Genomic DNA, 16670 nt, shown 5'->3' with positions numbered 1-16670 from the left:
GGTCGCATACTTGCTGCACAGAGACCAACCCGAAAGGTGCGACCATGGCTTCGATCGAATACCGACTTCCGCAGGAGCGCAGGATCGTCACCGCGTTCCCCGGCCCGAAATCGTCGGCGCTGGCCGAGCGCCGCAAGGCCGTCGTCGGTGCAGGCGTTGCATCGACGCTGCCGGTGTACGTGGCCGACGCGGACGGCGGCGTCGTGGTCGACGTCGACGGCAATTCGTTGATCGACCTCGGTGCCGGTATCGCCGTGACGACCGTGGGTGCGTCGAATCCGGCTGTCGTTGCCGCCGTGCAGGATCAGGTCGCTCACTTCACGCACACCTGCTTCATGGTCGCGCCCTACGAGGGATACATCGCGGTCGCCGAGAAGTTGGCCGAACTCACGCCGGGAGATCACGACAAGCGCACCGTCCTGTTCAACAGTGGTGCCGAGGCCGTCGAGAACGCAGTCAAGATCGCCCGGCACGCCACCGGCCGCTCGGCCGTGGTCGTGTTCGACCACGCGTATCACGGCCGCACGAACCTGACGATGGCTCTGACCTCGAAGTCGATGCCGTACAAGAGTGGATTCGGGCCGTTCGCTCCCGAGGTCTATCGAGTTCCGATGTCGTACCCGTTCCGTGAAGGACTCGGTGCCGACGGATCGGCCGTCACCGGTGCACAGGCCGCCGCCCGTGCGATCTCCATGATCGAAAAGCAGGTCGGCGCAGACAATCTCGCGGCCATCCTGATCGAGCCGATCCAGGGTGAGGGCGGCTTCGTCGTGCCGGCGGACGGCTTCCTGCCTGCGCTGACCGAGTGGGCGCGCAAGCACGATGTCGTGTTCATCGCCGACGAGGTGCAGTCCGGATTCACCCGCACCGGTGCCTGGTTCGCCAGCGAGCACGAGGGGATCGTGCCGGACCTGATCACCATGGCCAAGGGCATCGCGGGCGGTATGCCACTGGCCGCGGTGACGGGCCGGGCCGATCTGATCGACGCCGTGCATCCCGGTGGGCTCGGCGGCACCTACGGAGGCAATCCCGTCGCATGCGCCGCTGCGCTGGCATCGATCGAACAGATGGAGACCCTCGACCTCAACGCCCGCGCTCGCGACATCGAACGCATCGTCGTCGATCGGCTCACGGCGTTGATGCCGGAGGTGGGGATCATGGGTGAGGTTCGAGGCCGTGGGGCCATGCTCGCCGTCGAGCTCGTCGTACCGGGTGGACGTGAGCCGAACCCCGAGGCCACCAAAGCCGTTGCCGCTGCGGCACTCGCGGCAGGCGTGATCGTGTTGACGTGCGGAACCTACGGCAACGTCATCCGCCTGCTTCCGCCGTTGGTGATCTCCGACGAGTTGCTCGACGACGCACTCACGGTCCTCGAGAACGCACTGCGCGACGCTTCGAAGGGACTCTGACATGGCCGTCGAGCAGTTGTTGTCCTCGTTGCCCACCGACCTGTGGCTCGGTGGAAAGCAGACCCCCGCGCAGTCCGGCGCGCGATTCGCCGTCCTGAATCCCGCCACCGGTGAGGAGCTGACCACCGTCGCCGACGCGGGCGCGGCCGACGGCATCGCGGCCCTCGATCTCGCTGCCGCGGCGCAACCGGAGTGGGCGGCGACGCCTGCACGGGAGCGAGCCGAGATTCTGCGGCGCGCCTTCGATCTGCTGCAGGAACGTGCAGCAGATTTCGCTCTGCTGATGACCCTGGAAATGGGAAAGACGTTGGCGGAGAGTCGCGGTGAAGTGAACTACGGCGGTGAATTCCTGCGCTGGTTCAGCGAGGAAGCGGTCCGGATCGGCGGCCGGTACACCCCTGCGCCCGCCGGTATCGGCCGAATTCTGGTCACCAAGATGCCGGTCGGCCCGGTGCTGGCGATCACTCCGTGGAACTTCCCGCTGGCCATGGGAACTCGCAAGATCGGTCCCGCGCTCGCTGCGGGTTGCACCGTCATCGTCAAGCCGGCCGAGGACACCCCACTGACGATGCTCCTGCTCGGCCAGGTGTTCGCTGACGCCGGATTGCCCAGCGGTGTGTTGTCGGTGCTCCCGGCCTCGGATGCTGCATCGGTCACCGGGCCGTTGATGGACGACCCCAGACTGAGGAAGGTCACGTTCACCGGATCGACCGGAGTGGGAAAGCTGTTGGTGCGCAATGCAGCCGACCGACTGCTCCGGACATCGATGGAGCTCGGCGGCAATGCGCCGTTCATCGTGTTCGAGGACTCGAACATCGATGCCGCGGTCGACGGGGCGATGCTCGCCAAGATGCGTAACGGCGGCGAGGCATGCACTGCAGCAAACCGTCTGTACGTGGCCGAGTCCGTTCGCGAGGAGTTCACCGAGAAGCTGACCGCGAGAATCGCGGCGCTGACGGTCGGCCCCGGTGATCGCGACGGCACCGACATCGGACCACTCATCAACGACAAGCAGCGACGGACGGTGTCGGCACTCGTCGACGATGCCGTTGCCAAGGGCGCCCGCATCCGCACCGGCGGATCGGCACCCGACGGTCCCGGGTTCTTCTTCACACCCACTGTGCTCGACCGCATCCCGGCCGACGCAAACCTGTTGCGCGACGAGATCTTCGGGCCGGTTGCCGCCATCGTCGGATTCGAGACCGAGGACGAGGCCGTCGCCGCGGCCAACGACACCCGATACGGATTGGTGGCCTATTTCTACACCGAGAGCCTCGATCGGGCTCTGCGGGTCTCGGCTGCTCTCGACACCGGCATGGTGGGGGTCAACCGGGGTGCCATCTCCGACGCCGCGGCCCCCTTCGGCGGTGTGAAGGAGTCGGGCTTCGGACGAGAGGGCGGCTCGGAAGGGATCGAGGAATACCTCGAGACCAAGTACATTGCGCTGCAGTAGACGGGCGCCGCAGTAGATCGCAGCGGTGCAGTAGATCGCAGCGGTGCGCTCCACTCCTGAGGCCAGCGCGGTACATGCGCTGCCGGGTGGAGCGCACCGAGCGTGCGGTCCCTAACCTCGGGCGGCCGCAATTCGCTTCTCGGCCAGTCGGTCCGCGGCTGCTCCGAGCAGGATCCCTTCGCTGCGTGCCATGGCGAATATGCCGGCGACGGTAGTACGGATCTGTCCGATCGTTGCCATCACCTCGGCCGAATTTCGTCCGCGTAGTTCACCTTCCACCTGAATCAAGCCGCCGGCGTTGGCCACGTAGTCCGGTACCCAGACGATGCCCCGGGCGGCCAGCAGCGATTCGACGTCGGGCGTGAGCAGTTGATTGTTCGCGGCACCGCACACGATGGACGCCGACAGCCGGTCCACCGAGGACGCGTCGAGCGTTGCTCCCATGGCGCACGGGGCGTACACATCGATGTCGGCTCCGATGATGTCGGTTCCGATCGTGACGCCGGGGAAGTCCTGGGCGATCCGTTCGAGGGCGGGTTCGTAGGAGTCGCTCACGAGCACGTCGGCACCCGCTCCGCGCAGGAGTGCCACCAGGTTGTAGCCCACCTTGCCTGCGCCTTCGACACCTACTCGTCTGCCGGTCAGATCGTCGGAGCCCCAGGTCGATTCGGCTGCTGCCAGCAGGGAGAGATAGACCCCCAGGGCCGTCTGTGGACCGCTGTCGCCGGTGCCGCCCGCGGTGGTGTTCTTACCGACGACGTAGGCCGTTTCTTCGGCGACGATATCGAGGTCGTCGCTGTTGGTGCCGACGTCGCCTGCCGTGACGTACGTGCCGCCGAGCGATTCGACGAACCGGCCGTAGGCCTCGAGCAATGTCGGGGTCTTGATGACGGTCGGGTCGCCGATGATGACTGCCTTCCCGCCGCCCAGATCGACCCCTGCGACAGCCGCCTTGTAGGTCATCCCGCGGGAGAGTCTCAATACGTCGGTCACGGCGTCCTGCTCGCTTGCGTAGGGGTAGAAGCGAGTTCCGCCGAGTGCCGGTCCCAGCACGGTCGAGTGAATCGCGACGATCGCGCGCAGACCGGTGTCTCGATCGTGGCAGAACACCACGCGCTCGTGCGCGGAGTCGGCTGGCATGTCGGGCCGGTCGAAGACACCGGGTGCGGCCGGTGCCGAAGCCGAATTCGCGGTCTGGGCAACAGAAGAGCGATGTCGAGTGGGTGTGACGGCAGAGTGGTCGGCAACGACGGACACAGTCGGTCTCTTTCGGTCAGAGGATGGGAGCAGATGCAGCGGCTACCCGGATGTCTTGTCCGTCACAGGGTGTCGTGCACGACGCAGACCGGTCAACCGGCATCGCTCGGACCGTGCAGATTGCGTGATGCGGTCGGTATCGGCCCGACGGGGATGGTCGGGGTGCTCAGCGGCGGCCGTCGTCGGCGAGCTGTTCGAGCAACGGCTTGGTTCGGTACTGAATCAGCTCGGACATGGCAATCGACATGTTGGTCCGCTCGACGCCAGGAATGTCGAGGATCAGGCCTGCTATGCGGTACAGGTCGTCGGCGTCGACCGCCGCAATGCGGATGTGCATGTCCGCGGCGCCGGACAGACCGAACACCTCGAGTACTTCGGGGATCGTGCGGAGGTGTTCGGTGACCGCTGCCAACGTGTGCTGATTGACCTGAGCGGTCACGAAGGCCTGCAACGGACGTCCCAGCGACTTCGGCGGAATACGGTGATCGATGGGGGTGAGAGACCCCTTGTCGTCCCACCGCCCGAGGCGTGCCTGGACGGTGTTGCGGGACAGGCCCAACGTGGTGGCGAGTTCGACGCCGGTGGCTCGAGGCTTGGCGCAGAGGGCGAGGAGGAGTCGGGCGTCGGTCTTGTCGAGATCGGTCATTGCGCACTTCCTGTAGCTCGGTCGTTACCCGATATTGTGCACACTGCGTAATTCTGAAGTCATCACTTGTGCACGCTGGGTGTCGGTGGTGTCCTTGTGAAGGACATCACATCACGACGGAGAGTGCCACGGACATGAACACCACCTCGCTGATACAGCTGATCAAGGAATCCGGAACGGTGGTCCGCAACGAGACGTATTCACCTCTGGTCGCGGACATCGACACGGCTGCCATGAAGGAGATCTATCGCGATCTCGTGGTCGTCCGACGCATCGACGCCGAGGCCACCGCGCTGCAGCGGCAAGGCGAGTTGGGGCTGTGGGCTCCGTTGCTCGGACAGGAAGCGGCGCAGGTCGGCTCGGCCCGCGCACTCGACTCCGAGGACTTCGTGTTCGCAAGCTACCGCGAGCACGGGGTGGCTTACTGCCGCGGAGTCGATCCCACTCGGATGCTCCGTTTCTGGCGGGGATCGACCCTGTCGGGATGGGACCCGTACGAATATCGAATGACGACGCCGGCGATCATCGTCGGTTCGCAGGGTCTGCACGCGACCGGATACGCGATCGGCATGCAGCTCGAGGGTGCCGACGGTGCGGCCATCACCTACTTCGGAGACGGAGCGACCAGCCAGGGCGATATCTCGGAGGCTCTCGGGTTCGCGGCCAGTTTCCATGCACCGGTGGTGTTCTTCTGCCAGAACAACCAGTGGGCGATCTCCGAACCGGTCACCGTGCAGACCAAGTCCACGATCGCGGCACGCGGTGAGGGATTCGGCATCCCATCGGTACGGGTCGACGGAAACGACGTCCTCGCGGTGCTGGCCGTGACCAGAGCAGCGCTGGCCCGCGCCCGTGAGGGCAGCGGCCCGACGCTCATCGAAGCCGTCACCTACCGCATGGGGCCGCACACCACGTCCGACGACCCGACGAGGTATCGATCCGGGGCCATGGACGACGAGTGGCGTGCCAAGGATCCGATCGACCGAATCGAGAAGCTGCTCAGACGAATCGGCGTGTTCGACGACGAGTTCGTGGCATCGGTCCAGCGGACGGCGGACGACGTCGCCGCCGATCTGCGACGTGGATGCCTCGAGACCGTCGAACCCGCGGCGATGACGGTGTTCGACAACGTCTACGCAGACCCACACTCTCTGCTCGACGACGAGCGGGCCCAATTCGCCTCCTACCAAGCTGGATTCGAAGGAGTCACGTCATGACCACCCTGGAACGGCCCACCAGCCTGCCGCTCGGCAAAGCCATCAATGCCGGCCTGCGTCGCGCTATGGAAAACGACCCCAAGGTGTTGCTGATGGGCGAGGACATCGGCAAGCTCGGTGGCGTCTTCCGCATCACCGACGGCCTGCAGAAGGACTTCGGGCCCGGCCGAGTACTGGACATGCCGCTGGCCGAATCGGGCATCATCGGTACCGCTGTGGGCCTGGCGATGCGCGGATTCCGTCCCGTGTGCGAGATCCAGTTCGACGGCTTCATCTACCCGGCGTTCGATCAGATCGTGTCGCAGGTGGCCAAGCTGCACTATCGCACGAGCGGAAATGTCAAGATCCCGATGACCATCCGGGTGCCCTACGGCGGCGGAATCGGTGCAGTGGAACATCATTCGGAATCGCCGGAGGGCTACTTCGCCCAGACCGCCGGACTGCGCGTGGTGACCTGCAGCAACGCCGCCGACGGCTACTCGATGATCCAGCAGGCCATTGCCAGCGACGATCCCGTGCTGTTCTTCGAACCCAAACGTCGATACTGGGAGAAGAGTCCGATCGACCTCGGTGTCGACGATCTCGACACCGCCTTCCCGCTGCATCGGGCGCGGGTGGTCACCGAGGGCACCGACATCACACTGGTGGCCTACGGACCGTTGGTGTCCACTGCCCGTAAGGCAGCCGAAGTTGCTGCACACGAGGGTATCTCGATCGAGGTCATCGATCTGCGGTCGCTGTCGCCGATCGACTTCGAGACCGTCGAAGCGTCGGTGCGCAAGACCGGGCGGCTCGTCGTCACACACGAGGCACCGGTCTTCATGGGCCTCGGCTCGGAGATAGCCGCTCGCATCTCCGAGCGGTGCTTCTACAACCTCGAAGCGCCGGTGCCGCGGGTTGGCGGATTCGGAACGCCGTACCCGGCGTCGAAGCTCGAGAAGTTCTATCTTCCCGACGTCGACCGGATCCTCGACGCAGTGGACCGCTGCCGTTCCCACTGAGCTGCCGTTGCCCCTCGGCTGCCGTTTCGCCCCGATCACATTCTCTGCCGATACCGACCGAACAGGATTCGACGATGTCCACCATCAAGAGTTTTCCGCTGCCCGACCTGGGGGAGGGCCTCACCGAGGCCGACCTGTTGACCTGGCTCGTCGCGGTCGGTGACACCATCGAACTCAACCAGAACATCGCCGAGGTCGAGACGGCCAAGGCTGCCGTGGAATTGCCTTCTCCGTTCGCCGGTGTTGTTGCTGCCCTACATGTTTCCGAGGGCGACACGGTAGAGGTCGGAGTGCCGATCATCGACATCAGAGTCGGCGGTGACGACGAACCGGTTGTTTCCGATCCAGAGCAGTCCGTTTCCCCGGTTCAGACCACGTCGTCCGGGGAGGACGAGGACGAGCGCGTCCCGGTCCTCGTGGGTTACGGCGTCGCGAAGGAAGGGTCGAGCCGACGCGGTGGCCGCGTCGACTCACCCGCGGCGTCCGCGCCGAACGATCGGAACGGAAAGCCGCTTGCGGCCCCACCGGTACGAAAGATGGCCAAGGACATCGGCGTCGATCTGAACGAGCTGCCCGCGAGTGGACGCCACGGCGACGTCACCCGTCAGGACGTGGAGTCGTACCTGCAGGGCGGGTCGGCTGGGCAGATTGACACCGATGTGCAGAGTGACACCGACGTGCAGCTCGAGACCGAGGCGCAGCAGTCGGTATCCGGGCGGACCGGTCGGGAGGAGCGCACTCCGATCAAGGGTGTACGCAAGCACACCGCCGAGGCCATGGTGCGAAGTGCATTCACTGCACCTCACGTCACCGAATTCGTGACCGTCGACGTGACCGAGACGCTCGAACTCCTCGAGTCGCTGCGGTCCTCCACACATTTCCGGGACGTGCGTCTGACGCCGTTGGCTCTGGTGTCCAAAGCCGTTCTCGTTGCCCTGAAATCGAATCCGTCGCTGAACTCGAGCTGGGACGAGGCTGCGCAGGAAATCGTGACCAAGTACTACGTCAACCTCGGCATCGCGGCGGCGACACCCCGCGGATTGATGGTGCCCAACATCAAGAACGCACACGAGCTCTCTCTGGTGGACATCGCGCGTGCCCTGGCCGACCTGACGCGTATCGCGAAGGAGGGCAAGAGCAGTCCGGCCGATCTGGCCGACGGCACCATCACCATCACCAACGTGGGGGTGTTCGGAGTCGACGCAGGCACGCCGATCCTCAACCCCGGCGAGGCGGCCATCCTGTGCTTCGGGTCCATCCGTCGCACGCCGTGGGAACACAACGGCGAGATCGCTTTACGGTCGGTGACGACACTGTCGCTCTCGTTCGATCATCGACTGGTCGACGGCCAACAAGGGTCGGAATTCCTCGCCCTCGTCGGTCGTCTGCTGACTCACCCGATCGATCTGATCGCGCTCGGCTGACCGCGGCGGCGCGGTGTGAATGCCGCCGGGGTTCAGTGCACCGGCTGCGCCGACACGGCCTCGTCTCGATCACTGCTTGCCTGTGCTCGGATGAAGAACGACGCAGCCACCGCGACCAGTGACACCGCCCCACCGCACAGGAATGCGGTGTGGATGCCTGCCTCGGAACCACCCACCTGCGTTGCCCCGTCGGAGATTCGGGCCGCTGCGGTGTTCGACATGACGGTGACGAACAACGCGGTTCCTGCGGCTCCGGCCAGTTGCTGCACGGTGTTGAAGATTGCGCTGCCGTGGGAGTACAGGCGGGTGGGAAGGGATCCGAGCGAGGAGGTCATCAGCGGAGTCATGATGAGCGCGAGCCCCGCCGAGAGCAGCATGTGGATACCGACGACCAGCGGTAGTGCCGACTGTGCGTCCAGCACCGTCATCGACCACAACGCGGCGCTCACCACCATGGCTCCGGGAATGACCAGCGGGCGCGGCCCGATTCTGTCGAAGATGCGGCCGACGAAGGGGGCGAGCAGACCCATCAGCAATCCGCCGGGCAGGAGCATCAGGCCGGTTGCGAGGGTGTCGAGTCCGCGCACGTTCTGCAGATACATCGGCAGGAGGATCAGGGCACCGAACAGGGCCATCATCGAGATCGCGATCATGCCGAGTCCGATGCTGAAGGTGGGGGTGCGGAACGGGCGCATGTCCAGCAGCGCGCCGCCGCGTTCCTGGCGGGCGATCTGCCGCAGCACGAAGACGACGAGTGCGATCACTCCCACCACCAACGGCAACCAGACCGGTACGACGGACTCCTCGGCAGAATGACCGAGGCTGCTCAGGCCGTAGACGATGCCGCCGAACGCCAAGGCGGACAACACGACCGACGTGGGATCGAACGAGGGCCGTCCCGTCTCGGTCACGTTCTTCACCAGTGTGGTTCCGATGCCGAACGCGACGAGCGCGATGGGAAGCACCAGCCAGAACATCCAACGCCAATTCAGCGAGTCGAGAATGACTCCGGAGATGGTGGGGCCGACAGCCGGTGCGACGGCGATGACGATGGAGATCACACCCATCATCGCGCCGCGCTTGTGGGCCGGGACGACGGTGAGCACTGTGGTCATGAGCAGCGGCAGCATGATCGCCGTCCCGCTGGCCTGCGTGATGCGGCCGAGCAGAAGCAGCTCGAAACCGGGTGCCGAGGCCGCGAGCAGGGTGCCGACGGTGAACAGGGTCATCGCTGTCACGAACACCTGACGCAGCGTGAAGCGTTGGAACAGGTAGCCGGTGACGGGAATGACCACCGCCATGGTCAGTAGAAATCCGGTGGTGAGCCACTGGGCCGTCGTTGCCGTGATCTCGAGGTCGACCATCAGCGTCGGGAGCGCCACGCTCATGATCGTCTCGTTGAGGATCATGACGAAGGCCGCGATGACCAATATGCCGATCAATAGCTTGCTGCCCGGCGCGAGTTGCTCGTCGGGGGTGCGGTCGGTCTCGGGTGAACTCATGTGTCGACAAACTTTCGCGTATGGGATCGAAGCGTGCAATCGTATGTAGATAGCTTCAATCATTATGACAGTGACTGTCAACTTGACGATTGCTGGTAAGTTGACAGCGAATGACGACCGCAGTCGACGGATGGACGAGGATGAGCGAACGAGTGCCGGACCTGCGAGAGCGACGTCGCCGAGACACTCGGCTCGAGATCACTCGCGCCGCACTCGAGCTGTTCGAGAAGCAGGGCTGCGCCGCGACCACGGTGGACGAGATCGCGCGCCGAGCGGGGGTGTCGCCCAGTACGTTCTTTCGCAGCTTCGCCTCGAAGGAGGAGTCCGTTCTCGGCATCGACCCTGATTTCGAGGTCGACTTCGACCAGTGGCTCGCCGCTACCGCGCCCGAGCACATCACGCTGCCTGGAATCGAAGCGTTGTACGAGCAGTCCGTCGAGCGACTGTCGACAGCGCCCGAGGAGGAGCGCGACCGACTCCTACGCACTCGGCGACTGATCGGTATCGACGCGCATCTGCGGGCCGCAGCCTTCGCGGCCGACGCGATGACACTGTGCCGCGTCACCGATGCGGTGACCGAGCGCCTCGGCGACCACGAATCACGTTCGTATGCACGACTGTTGGTCGAAGGTGCCGGTATGGCCCTGCGCATCGCCTTCGACGACTGGGCGGTACGGATCGACGGCGGGCAGGATGCCGACCTGCTGGACATCTATCGGACGACAGTGCGCGATCTGCGACGCGTCGTCGCCGGCTGAGGTCTCACGTCGTGAGTGGAACTTCGTAGCCCAGGTCGAGTTTCCGCGCACGTGGCGCGCAGCGCCTCTAGCCGAGGCGGCGGGGCGACAGATCCGCTTCGAGAAGGCCGCGCTCGGCCACATCTGCCGGAACCGGTTCTCCGCGAACGACAGCCGCGCCCACCCGGGCCAGCGCCGCGCACGTCTGGATTCCGTAGCCGCCCTGCCCGGCGCACCAGAAGAAGCCCTCGAGCTCGGGGTCGAACCCGACCACCGGGGTGCGATCGGGAACGAAGCTGCGCAGTCCGGCCCAGGACGAACGAACGTGTCGCGCGGTCAGGGTGGTCACCTCGGCGATGTCGTCGAACGCCCGCGCGATCTCCAGCTCGTCCGGACGGGCATCGCTCGGTTCGACCGCCGTCTCGTCGGCCGGCGAACACAACAGTTGTGCGCCTTCGGGTTTGATGTAGAACTTCTCGTCGATGTCGCTCAGTGTCGCCAGATCCTTTGTGTCCAGATCGTCGGGTGCGGAAACCATGAAGACCGACCTGCGCTTGGGAACCAAGCCGATGTGGCGGGCCCCCGCCATCGCGCCGACCACATCCGACCAGGCCCCTGCCGCGTTCACGACCAGTGGAGCCCGATGAGTCGTCCCGTCAGAGGTGCGCACGTGCCACAGACCGTTGACGCGCTCGAGTTCGGTCACCGAGGCTTTGGTGTGAATCCGACCGCCCCGCTGTCGCAGCCCTCCGACGAAGCCCTGATGCAGAGCATGGACGTCGACCTCCATCGAATGCGGTTCGTACAGAGCGCAATCGATCAGCTCGGGCCGTAGCGGTGGGAAGAATGTGCAGGCGTCGGTGGGGGAGACCAGCTGCGCGTCGGGAGTGAGGCGACTGACGTCGCTGTACATCGCTTCGAGCGCATCGCCGCGTCCCGTGGCCGCGAATTGCAACAGTGGACGCGGAGTGAGCAAATCCGACCGGAAGCAGTCGGGTGGGTTCACCAGAAAGTCTCGGCTGGCGGTCGTCAAGGCGCGAATCGTGCTGTTGCCGTATGTCTCCAGAAACAGAGCCGCGGATCGACCGGTGGTGTGGAACGCCAACGTGGACTCACGCTCGAGCAGAGTGACACGGCGGTCGCCGGCGAGTTCGTATGCGAGTGAGACACCGCCGATGCCGCCGCCGATGACAACGACGTCCGAGAGGGCGGGCTGTTCGGTGGCGCTCATGGATGTCTCCTGTTCGGCTTCGGCGTGAACCACTGCGCTCCGGGGCCGACTGCTTCGTCGAAGATCAGCCACGTCCGCGTCGAGAGTATCCCGTCCAGCCCCTGCAACTTGTCGAGTACCAGGTGTCGCAATGCCGAGTTGTCCGGAGCGCGCACGAGGACCAAGGCGTCGAAATCACCGCCCATCAAGCTGACGTGTTCGACGAAGGGGAACGTGCTGAGGTCGTCGGCGACAGCGCGCCAGGAATCCTGCCGAATCGACAGTGCGACATACGCGGATGCGCCGAACCCGGCTTTCTCGTACGCGATACGGGCGGTGAAACCCTCGATCACACCTTCGTCGACGAGGCGGTCGACGCGGACGTAGGCATGTGCGCGGGAAATATGGGTGGCCTCGGCGAGGGCCCTCATGGACATGCGGCCGTCTCGGCTCAGTTCGGTGACGATTCGTCGATCGACGTCGTCGAGTTCGTACTCGGTCTCGCTCGGTGCCATACGTCCACTCCAGACCGATCGCGATGGAAGCTCGTGGACGAATAGTCACACAGCGAGCTCCAGTATGCCATCGGTCTGCAATCTGGTTCCTGATTTGATACTCGGTCCATTTCGACACAGTCTGTGTAGAACGCATCGACGACGAACCAGCGCAGGAGGGGACCCCATGGCCATGACCGACACGCTCGAGCACGTCACGACCTCGGTTGCACGACGCGTTCGCGAGGGACACGAGGCGGACTTCGTCGAATGGACCGACCGGGGCATCGACCTGGTGCGAACCTTCCCGGGCTTTCTCGGCGGAGGTTGGCTGCGCAGTTCGGCCGAATCCAGTGACTATCACGTGGTGTATCGATTCGAGACGCACGACCATCTCGAGGCGTGGTTGCGTTCGGAGGCCAGGCGCGATTGGCTCGGCCGTGGTCGACCGATAGCCGACGACGTTGTGACACATCGCCTTTCCGGCGTGGAGGGATGGTTCGAGCCACAGTCGAACCTCACCGACGCCGTGCGCGTCGTGGGCGGTCCGCCGCCGCGGTGGAAGCAGGCCGTGTCCATCGGTGTTGCGTTCTATGCCGTCAGCCTGTTGGTGAACCTCGTGATCACCCCGCATCTCACCCACCTGAACGTGGCCCTGCGGACTGCGGTCGTGGTGATGATGTGCACTCCGCTGATGGTGTACGTGGTGATGCCGTTCGTCACCGCACGACTGCGAAAGTGGCTGGTACCGCGCGGTTGACGGCCACGGCCCGGCTCGTTCCGAGCTGGGCGGTACCCTCTGCGTCATGCGAATCGGACAGACCGCCCCGGATTTCGAGCTGCCCGATCATTCCGGTGAACGCCGTGCTCTCACCGAGCTGACGGCGTCGGGGCCGGTGGTGCTGTTCTTCTATCCGGCCGCGAACAGTCCGATCTGCACGGCCGAGGCGTGCCATTTCCGGGATCTGGGTGCCGAGTTCGGCAGGTTCGGTGCCCAGCGAGTGGGCATCAGCACCGATACCCGAGACAAGAACCAACATTTCGCGCTGCAGCGGTCGTTCGACTTCCCGCTGCTCTCGGATTCCGACGGTGCGGTGGCAGAACAGTTCGGAGTGCGTCGCGGCGGGTGGTTCGCCCGTAGGCGTCGACTTCGGGATTTCGAGCGCGGCCACTCGAACGTGGCTCGTCGCAGTTACCTACGGCAGTTGTTGTCCGTGAAGCGGACGACGTTCGTGATCGATCGGCACCGTACGGTGCGGATGGTGGTGCAGAGCGAGCGCGGTCACGTACACGCGACCAAGGCGCTGGAGTACCTGCGATACCTGTCGTGAGGGTCAGTCGTTGGCACCGCTGAAGAGGGCGGTGTAGACGGCGGGCTTCGTCGCTTCGGCCGAGGCATCGGTCGATGCGTCGTCGGGGTGGCTGAAGAGCGCCTCGTTCTTGTCTTTGTGTTCCATTCCCCGAGCATGCACCTCATCGGTCGCAATAGCCACTTGCCGCGCGGAACGACCGCGCTCGGCCGGTCGCGTTCGGTGGAATACTGCCCGGGTGTCCGATGAAACGTTGTTCGAAGCTCTGCGGCGTGAGCCCGATGCCGAGGCACCCAATCTGCATGCGGTCGACGCGGCAGATCGTCTGCTGCTCGATACCGTCGCCGAACTGGGGGTCGACCGCACGGCACCGATTGCTGTGATCGGCGATCGCTACGGCGCTCTGACTCTGGGTGCGGCGGCCCTGGGGTTCACCGACGTGCGAGTGCACCAGGACGCTGTTACCGGCGTACGGGCTCTGGAGCTGAACGCGGCGCGTGTGTCGATGGTCGGCACGTACACCCACCACGGGCTGGGTGCGGGACTGCTCGACGGCGTCGGCACCGTGTTGATGCAGTTGCCACGAGGTCTGGCCGAGCTCACCGAGATCGCCGAGCACATCGCGGCGCATGCGCTCCAGAACGTCGTCGTCCTGGCCGGCGGCCGAGACAAACACATGACGCCTGCGATGAACGACATCCTCGGGCGGTCGTTCGAGACCGTCACGGCGGGTCGGGGACGGCAGAAGGCGCGGGTACTGACCGCGACCGGGGCAGTGGCGTCGGAGATGACGTATCCGGTCGACAAACGAATCGACGACCTCGGCCTGACGGTCGTGGCCCACGGCGCGGTCTTCGCCGGGGCGGGCCTCGATATCGGGACGAGATTCCTACTGGGGTTCGTGCCGAAGATGGCACCTCGCGCAACCAACGCCGTCGATCTGGGGTGCGGCAGTGGAATCCTCGCGACCGAATTGGCTCGAACCCGGCCCGGTCTCGAGGTGATCGCAACGGACCGATCGGCCGCAGCCATCGCGTCGGCCGCTGCCACCGCCGAGGTGAACGGGACGACGGTCTCGGTGGTGGCCGACGACGCGATGTCGACGTTCGAGTCCCGGTCGGTCGACCTGATCGTCTGCAACCCGCCGTTCCACGAGGGCGCTGCGGTACACACAGGCGGGGCAGGCAAGTTGTTCGAGGCCGCCGGACGCGTGCTGCGGCCGGGCGGACAGCTGTGGACGGTGTTCAACACGCACCTGAACTATCGTCGGGCTCTCGCCGACGCCGTCGGGCCCACCGATCCGATGGGACGCAACACCAAGTTCACCGTCACTCGCTCGGTGCGCCCGAGCGAGTGACGGTGAAGACCAGATGCGAGAGCGTCAGGTGACGGGGCCGCCGTCTTCCGGGGTGCCGTCGATCTGGCCCCTGTCGCGCCCACGATCCTCGACGAGAGTCCCTTCGACGATCTCGGCCTGACGCTGGCCTTCCGCGTAATCGATGTCGGGATCCTCGTCGGACTCCTCGATGACGTGGTCGACCAGTTCTTCGGTCAGTTCGTCGTCCGGGGTCTCGGTGATCGGGCGGTCGAGATCCTCCTCGACGGCGATGTCGGGTTCTTCTTCGCTGAGCTTGAGGTCGAGGCTCTCGCCCTCGGCTGCTTCACGGGCGGTGGTGCCGAAACTGTTGGCTTCGCTCCAGTGGTCCGGGGGATCGACCACGGTGTCGCCGTCGTCGTTGCGCACCTCGTCGGAGTCGAGGCTTTCGCTCTGGTCCAAGGTCTGGTCGGGTCCGTCTTCGATTGCCATTTCCTCATAGTGCCCGTTTCGATTCGGTGTCACACACGCGGTCGTGGCTGCCTGTCGAGGGGCGACCCGGTAGAGTCCGTTTTGTCCGACGTAGAGGTTCTCGTCACGGGAACTTTTGTCCGGATGTCGAACGTTCTACTGATGACCGACGGGGAGATCCCCGGTGGGGATCAGAACTTACGAAGGGAAGAGACACGGTGCGCACCTCCAGCAACCCGGTGTTCCGCAACCTGCCCAAGCAGCAGGGCGGCGGATACGCCACATTCGGATCTGCGACGGCTGGAGCCTCGCAGGCCGCAACGTTCGGCCAGCATCCCGGAACACAGGCCGACCCGTACACCACGCAGCCCGCTCAGCGGGCCATGACGATCGACGACGTCGTCACCAAGACCGGCATCACGCTCGGTGTGCTGAGCGTCACGGCGATCATCTCGTACCTGTATGCATCCGCCAACCCTTCGGCCGCACCCGCGTTGCTCATCGCTGGTGGACTGATCGGCTTCGGCCTCGTCATGTTCGCGACTTTCGGGCGCAAGATGGACAACAAGTTCATCGTCTTGGCCTACGCGGCAGCCGAAGGCGTTTTCCTCGGTGCTCTGTCGCTCGTGTTCACCGGAGAGATCTTCGGAATGAGCGGTGGATCGGGTCTCATCGGCCAGGCCATTCTCGGCACGTTCGGCGTGTTCTTCGGCATGCTGGTCGTCTACAAGACCGGCGCAATTCGCGTCACGCCGCGTCTGACTCGCATGATCGTCGGTGCCCTCATCGGTGTCGTCGTGCTCATGCTCGGCAACCTCGTCGCCAGCTTCTTCATGGACGGTGGATTCGGGCTGCGTGACGGCGGACCCATCGCCATCATCTTCAGCCTCGTCTGCATCGGCATTGCGGCGTTCAGCTTCCTGCTGGACTTCGACCAGGCCGATCAGCTGATCCGCGCACAGGCTCCCGAGAAGGCAGCCTGGGGCGTCGCCCTCGGTCTGACCATCACGTTGGTCTGGCTGTACGTCGAGATCCTGCGTCTGCTGAGCTACTTCCAGAACGACTAGTACTCACGCGAAAAGCCCCGCCCTCCGATCGGCGGATTCTAGGGGTCCTCGCAACACCTGATGGTCAGATGCCTGTCAGTAGATCACGTAAACGCTCGGCTGGAGTTTTCCAGCCGAGCGTTTTGCGTGGACGGGAGTTGAGGCGGTGGGCAACGTT

At 64.9% G+C, this 16670-nt stretch carries 17 protein-coding genes; 10 read left to right on the top strand and 7 right to left on the bottom strand.

The genetic code is table 11. The features are described from left to right. Window positions 1–44 precede the first annotated feature (44 nt). Entirely contained in the window at window positions 45–1409 is a 1365-nt protein-coding gene (gene gabT / locus J1M81_RS14810; RefSeq protein ID WP_032375630.1) for a 4-aminobutyrate--2-oxoglutarate transaminase, read from the top strand. A gap of 1 nt (window position 1410) precedes the next feature. Continuing rightward, entirely contained in the window at window positions 1411–2862 is a 1452-nt protein-coding gene (locus tag J1M81_RS14805; protein ID WP_206498270.1) for an NAD-dependent succinate-semialdehyde dehydrogenase, read from the top strand. 111 nt (window positions 2863–2973) lie between these two features. On the opposite strand, the gene J1M81_RS14800 is transcribed toward J1M81_RS14805, so the two are convergent. Both J1M81_RS14800 and J1M81_RS14795 read right to left on the bottom strand, forming a co-directional pair. After that, the gene (locus J1M81_RS14800; protein ID WP_206498269.1) at window positions 2974–4002 is read right to left on the bottom strand and encodes a Glu/Leu/Phe/Val dehydrogenase; all 1029 of its coding nucleotides are present in this window, start codon (window positions 4000–4002) and stop codon (window positions 2974–2976) included. 283 nt (window positions 4003–4285) lie between these two features. Then, window positions 4286–4765 carry an Lrp/AsnC family transcriptional regulator gene (locus tag J1M81_RS14795; RefSeq protein WP_027496234.1) on the bottom strand — a complete coding sequence of 160 codons (480 nt, stop codon included), beginning with the start codon at window positions 4763–4765 and terminating at the stop codon, window positions 4286–4288. Between the two features lie 134 nt (window positions 4766–4899). Between J1M81_RS14795 and pdhA the strand changes: the two genes are divergently transcribed. From pdhA to J1M81_RS14780, 3 genes are all read left to right on the top strand, one after another. Further along, a complete protein-coding gene (gene pdhA / locus J1M81_RS14790; RefSeq protein ID WP_027496235.1) occupies window positions 4900–5982 on the top strand; it encodes a pyruvate dehydrogenase (acetyl-transferring) E1 component subunit alpha in 1083 nt (360 codons plus the stop codon). Then, entirely contained in the window at window positions 5979–6983 is a 1005-nt protein-coding gene (locus J1M81_RS14785) for an alpha-ketoacid dehydrogenase subunit beta (RefSeq protein WP_206498268.1), read from the top strand. Before pdhA ends, J1M81_RS14785 begins: the two co-directional genes overlap by 4 nt. A 74-nt stretch (window positions 6984–7057) precedes the next feature. Further along, entirely contained in the window at window positions 7058–8407 is a 1350-nt protein-coding gene (locus J1M81_RS14780) for a dihydrolipoamide acetyltransferase family protein (RefSeq protein WP_206498267.1), read from the top strand. Between the two features lie 32 nt (window positions 8408–8439). On the opposite strand, the gene J1M81_RS14775 is transcribed toward J1M81_RS14780, so the two are convergent. Further along, complete coding sequence (locus J1M81_RS14775; RefSeq protein WP_032371088.1) at window positions 8440–9909, bottom strand: MDR family MFS transporter; 1470 nt, start codon at window positions 9907–9909, stop codon at window positions 8440–8442. 140 nt (window positions 9910–10049) lie between these two features. Here J1M81_RS14775 and J1M81_RS14770 point away from each other — a divergent pair, with 140 nt between their 5' ends. Next, window positions 10050–10667, top strand: coding sequence for a TetR/AcrR family transcriptional regulator (locus J1M81_RS14770; protein ID WP_027496238.1), 618 nt, complete (start codon window positions 10050–10052; stop codon window positions 10665–10667). 67 nt (window positions 10668–10734) lie between these two features. Here J1M81_RS14770 and J1M81_RS14765 read toward each other — a convergent pair whose 3' ends face one another. Beyond that, window positions 10735–11877, bottom strand: a complete 1143-nt coding sequence (locus J1M81_RS14765; protein ID WP_032375654.1) for an FAD-binding oxidoreductase — start codon at window positions 11875–11877, stop codon at window positions 10735–10737. Then, window positions 11874–12371: an Lrp/AsnC family transcriptional regulator gene (locus tag J1M81_RS14760; RefSeq protein WP_027496240.1), complete on the bottom strand. Its 498-nt coding sequence runs from the start codon at window positions 12369–12371 to the stop codon at window positions 11874–11876. Before J1M81_RS14760 ends, J1M81_RS14765 begins: the two co-directional genes overlap by 4 nt. A gap of 172 nt (window positions 12372–12543) precedes the next feature. Between J1M81_RS14760 and J1M81_RS14755 the strand changes: the two genes are divergently transcribed. Then, on the top strand, window positions 12544–13110 hold the full coding sequence (locus tag J1M81_RS14755; protein ID WP_032366526.1) for an antibiotic biosynthesis monooxygenase: 567 nt from the start codon (window positions 12544–12546) through the stop codon (window positions 13108–13110). 46 nt (window positions 13111–13156) lie between these two features. Further along, window positions 13157–13681 (top strand): peroxiredoxin, encoded by a 525-nt coding sequence (locus J1M81_RS14750; RefSeq protein ID WP_027496242.1) that lies wholly within the window; start codon window positions 13157–13159, stop codon window positions 13679–13681. Between the two features lie 3 nt (window positions 13682–13684). Here J1M81_RS14750 and J1M81_RS26660 read toward each other — a convergent pair whose 3' ends face one another. Continuing rightward, window positions 13685–13807: a hypothetical protein gene (locus J1M81_RS26660; protein WP_255032376.1), complete on the bottom strand. Its 123-nt coding sequence runs from the start codon at window positions 13805–13807 to the stop codon at window positions 13685–13687. 91 nt (window positions 13808–13898) lie between these two features. Here J1M81_RS26660 and J1M81_RS14745 point away from each other — a divergent pair, with 91 nt between their 5' ends. Beyond that, on the top strand, window positions 13899–15017 hold the full coding sequence (locus tag J1M81_RS14745) for a class I SAM-dependent methyltransferase (RefSeq protein ID WP_094622006.1): 1119 nt from the start codon (window positions 13899–13901) through the stop codon (window positions 15015–15017). 24 nt (window positions 15018–15041) lie between these two features. On the opposite strand, the gene J1M81_RS14740 is transcribed toward J1M81_RS14745, so the two are convergent. Then, window positions 15042–15467, bottom strand: coding sequence for a hypothetical protein (locus J1M81_RS14740; protein WP_027496244.1), 426 nt, complete (start codon window positions 15465–15467; stop codon window positions 15042–15044). Window positions 15468–15664: 197 nt separating this feature from the next. Here J1M81_RS14740 and J1M81_RS14735 point away from each other — a divergent pair, with 197 nt between their 5' ends. Continuing rightward, window positions 15665–16513 (top strand): Bax inhibitor-1/YccA family protein, encoded by an 849-nt coding sequence (locus tag J1M81_RS14735; protein WP_032375637.1) that lies wholly within the window; start codon window positions 15665–15667, stop codon window positions 16511–16513. Window positions 16514–16670 lie beyond the last annotated feature (157 nt).

Origin of the sequence: Rhodococcus sp. KRD175, from assembly GCF_017168275.1 — a bacterium.
Classification (GTDB): Bacteria; Actinomycetota; Actinomycetes; order Mycobacteriales; family Mycobacteriaceae; genus Rhodococcoides; species Rhodococcoides fascians.
Note: the sequence above shows the minus strand (reverse complement) of the source record. Positions and strands in the feature narration are given on the sequence as shown.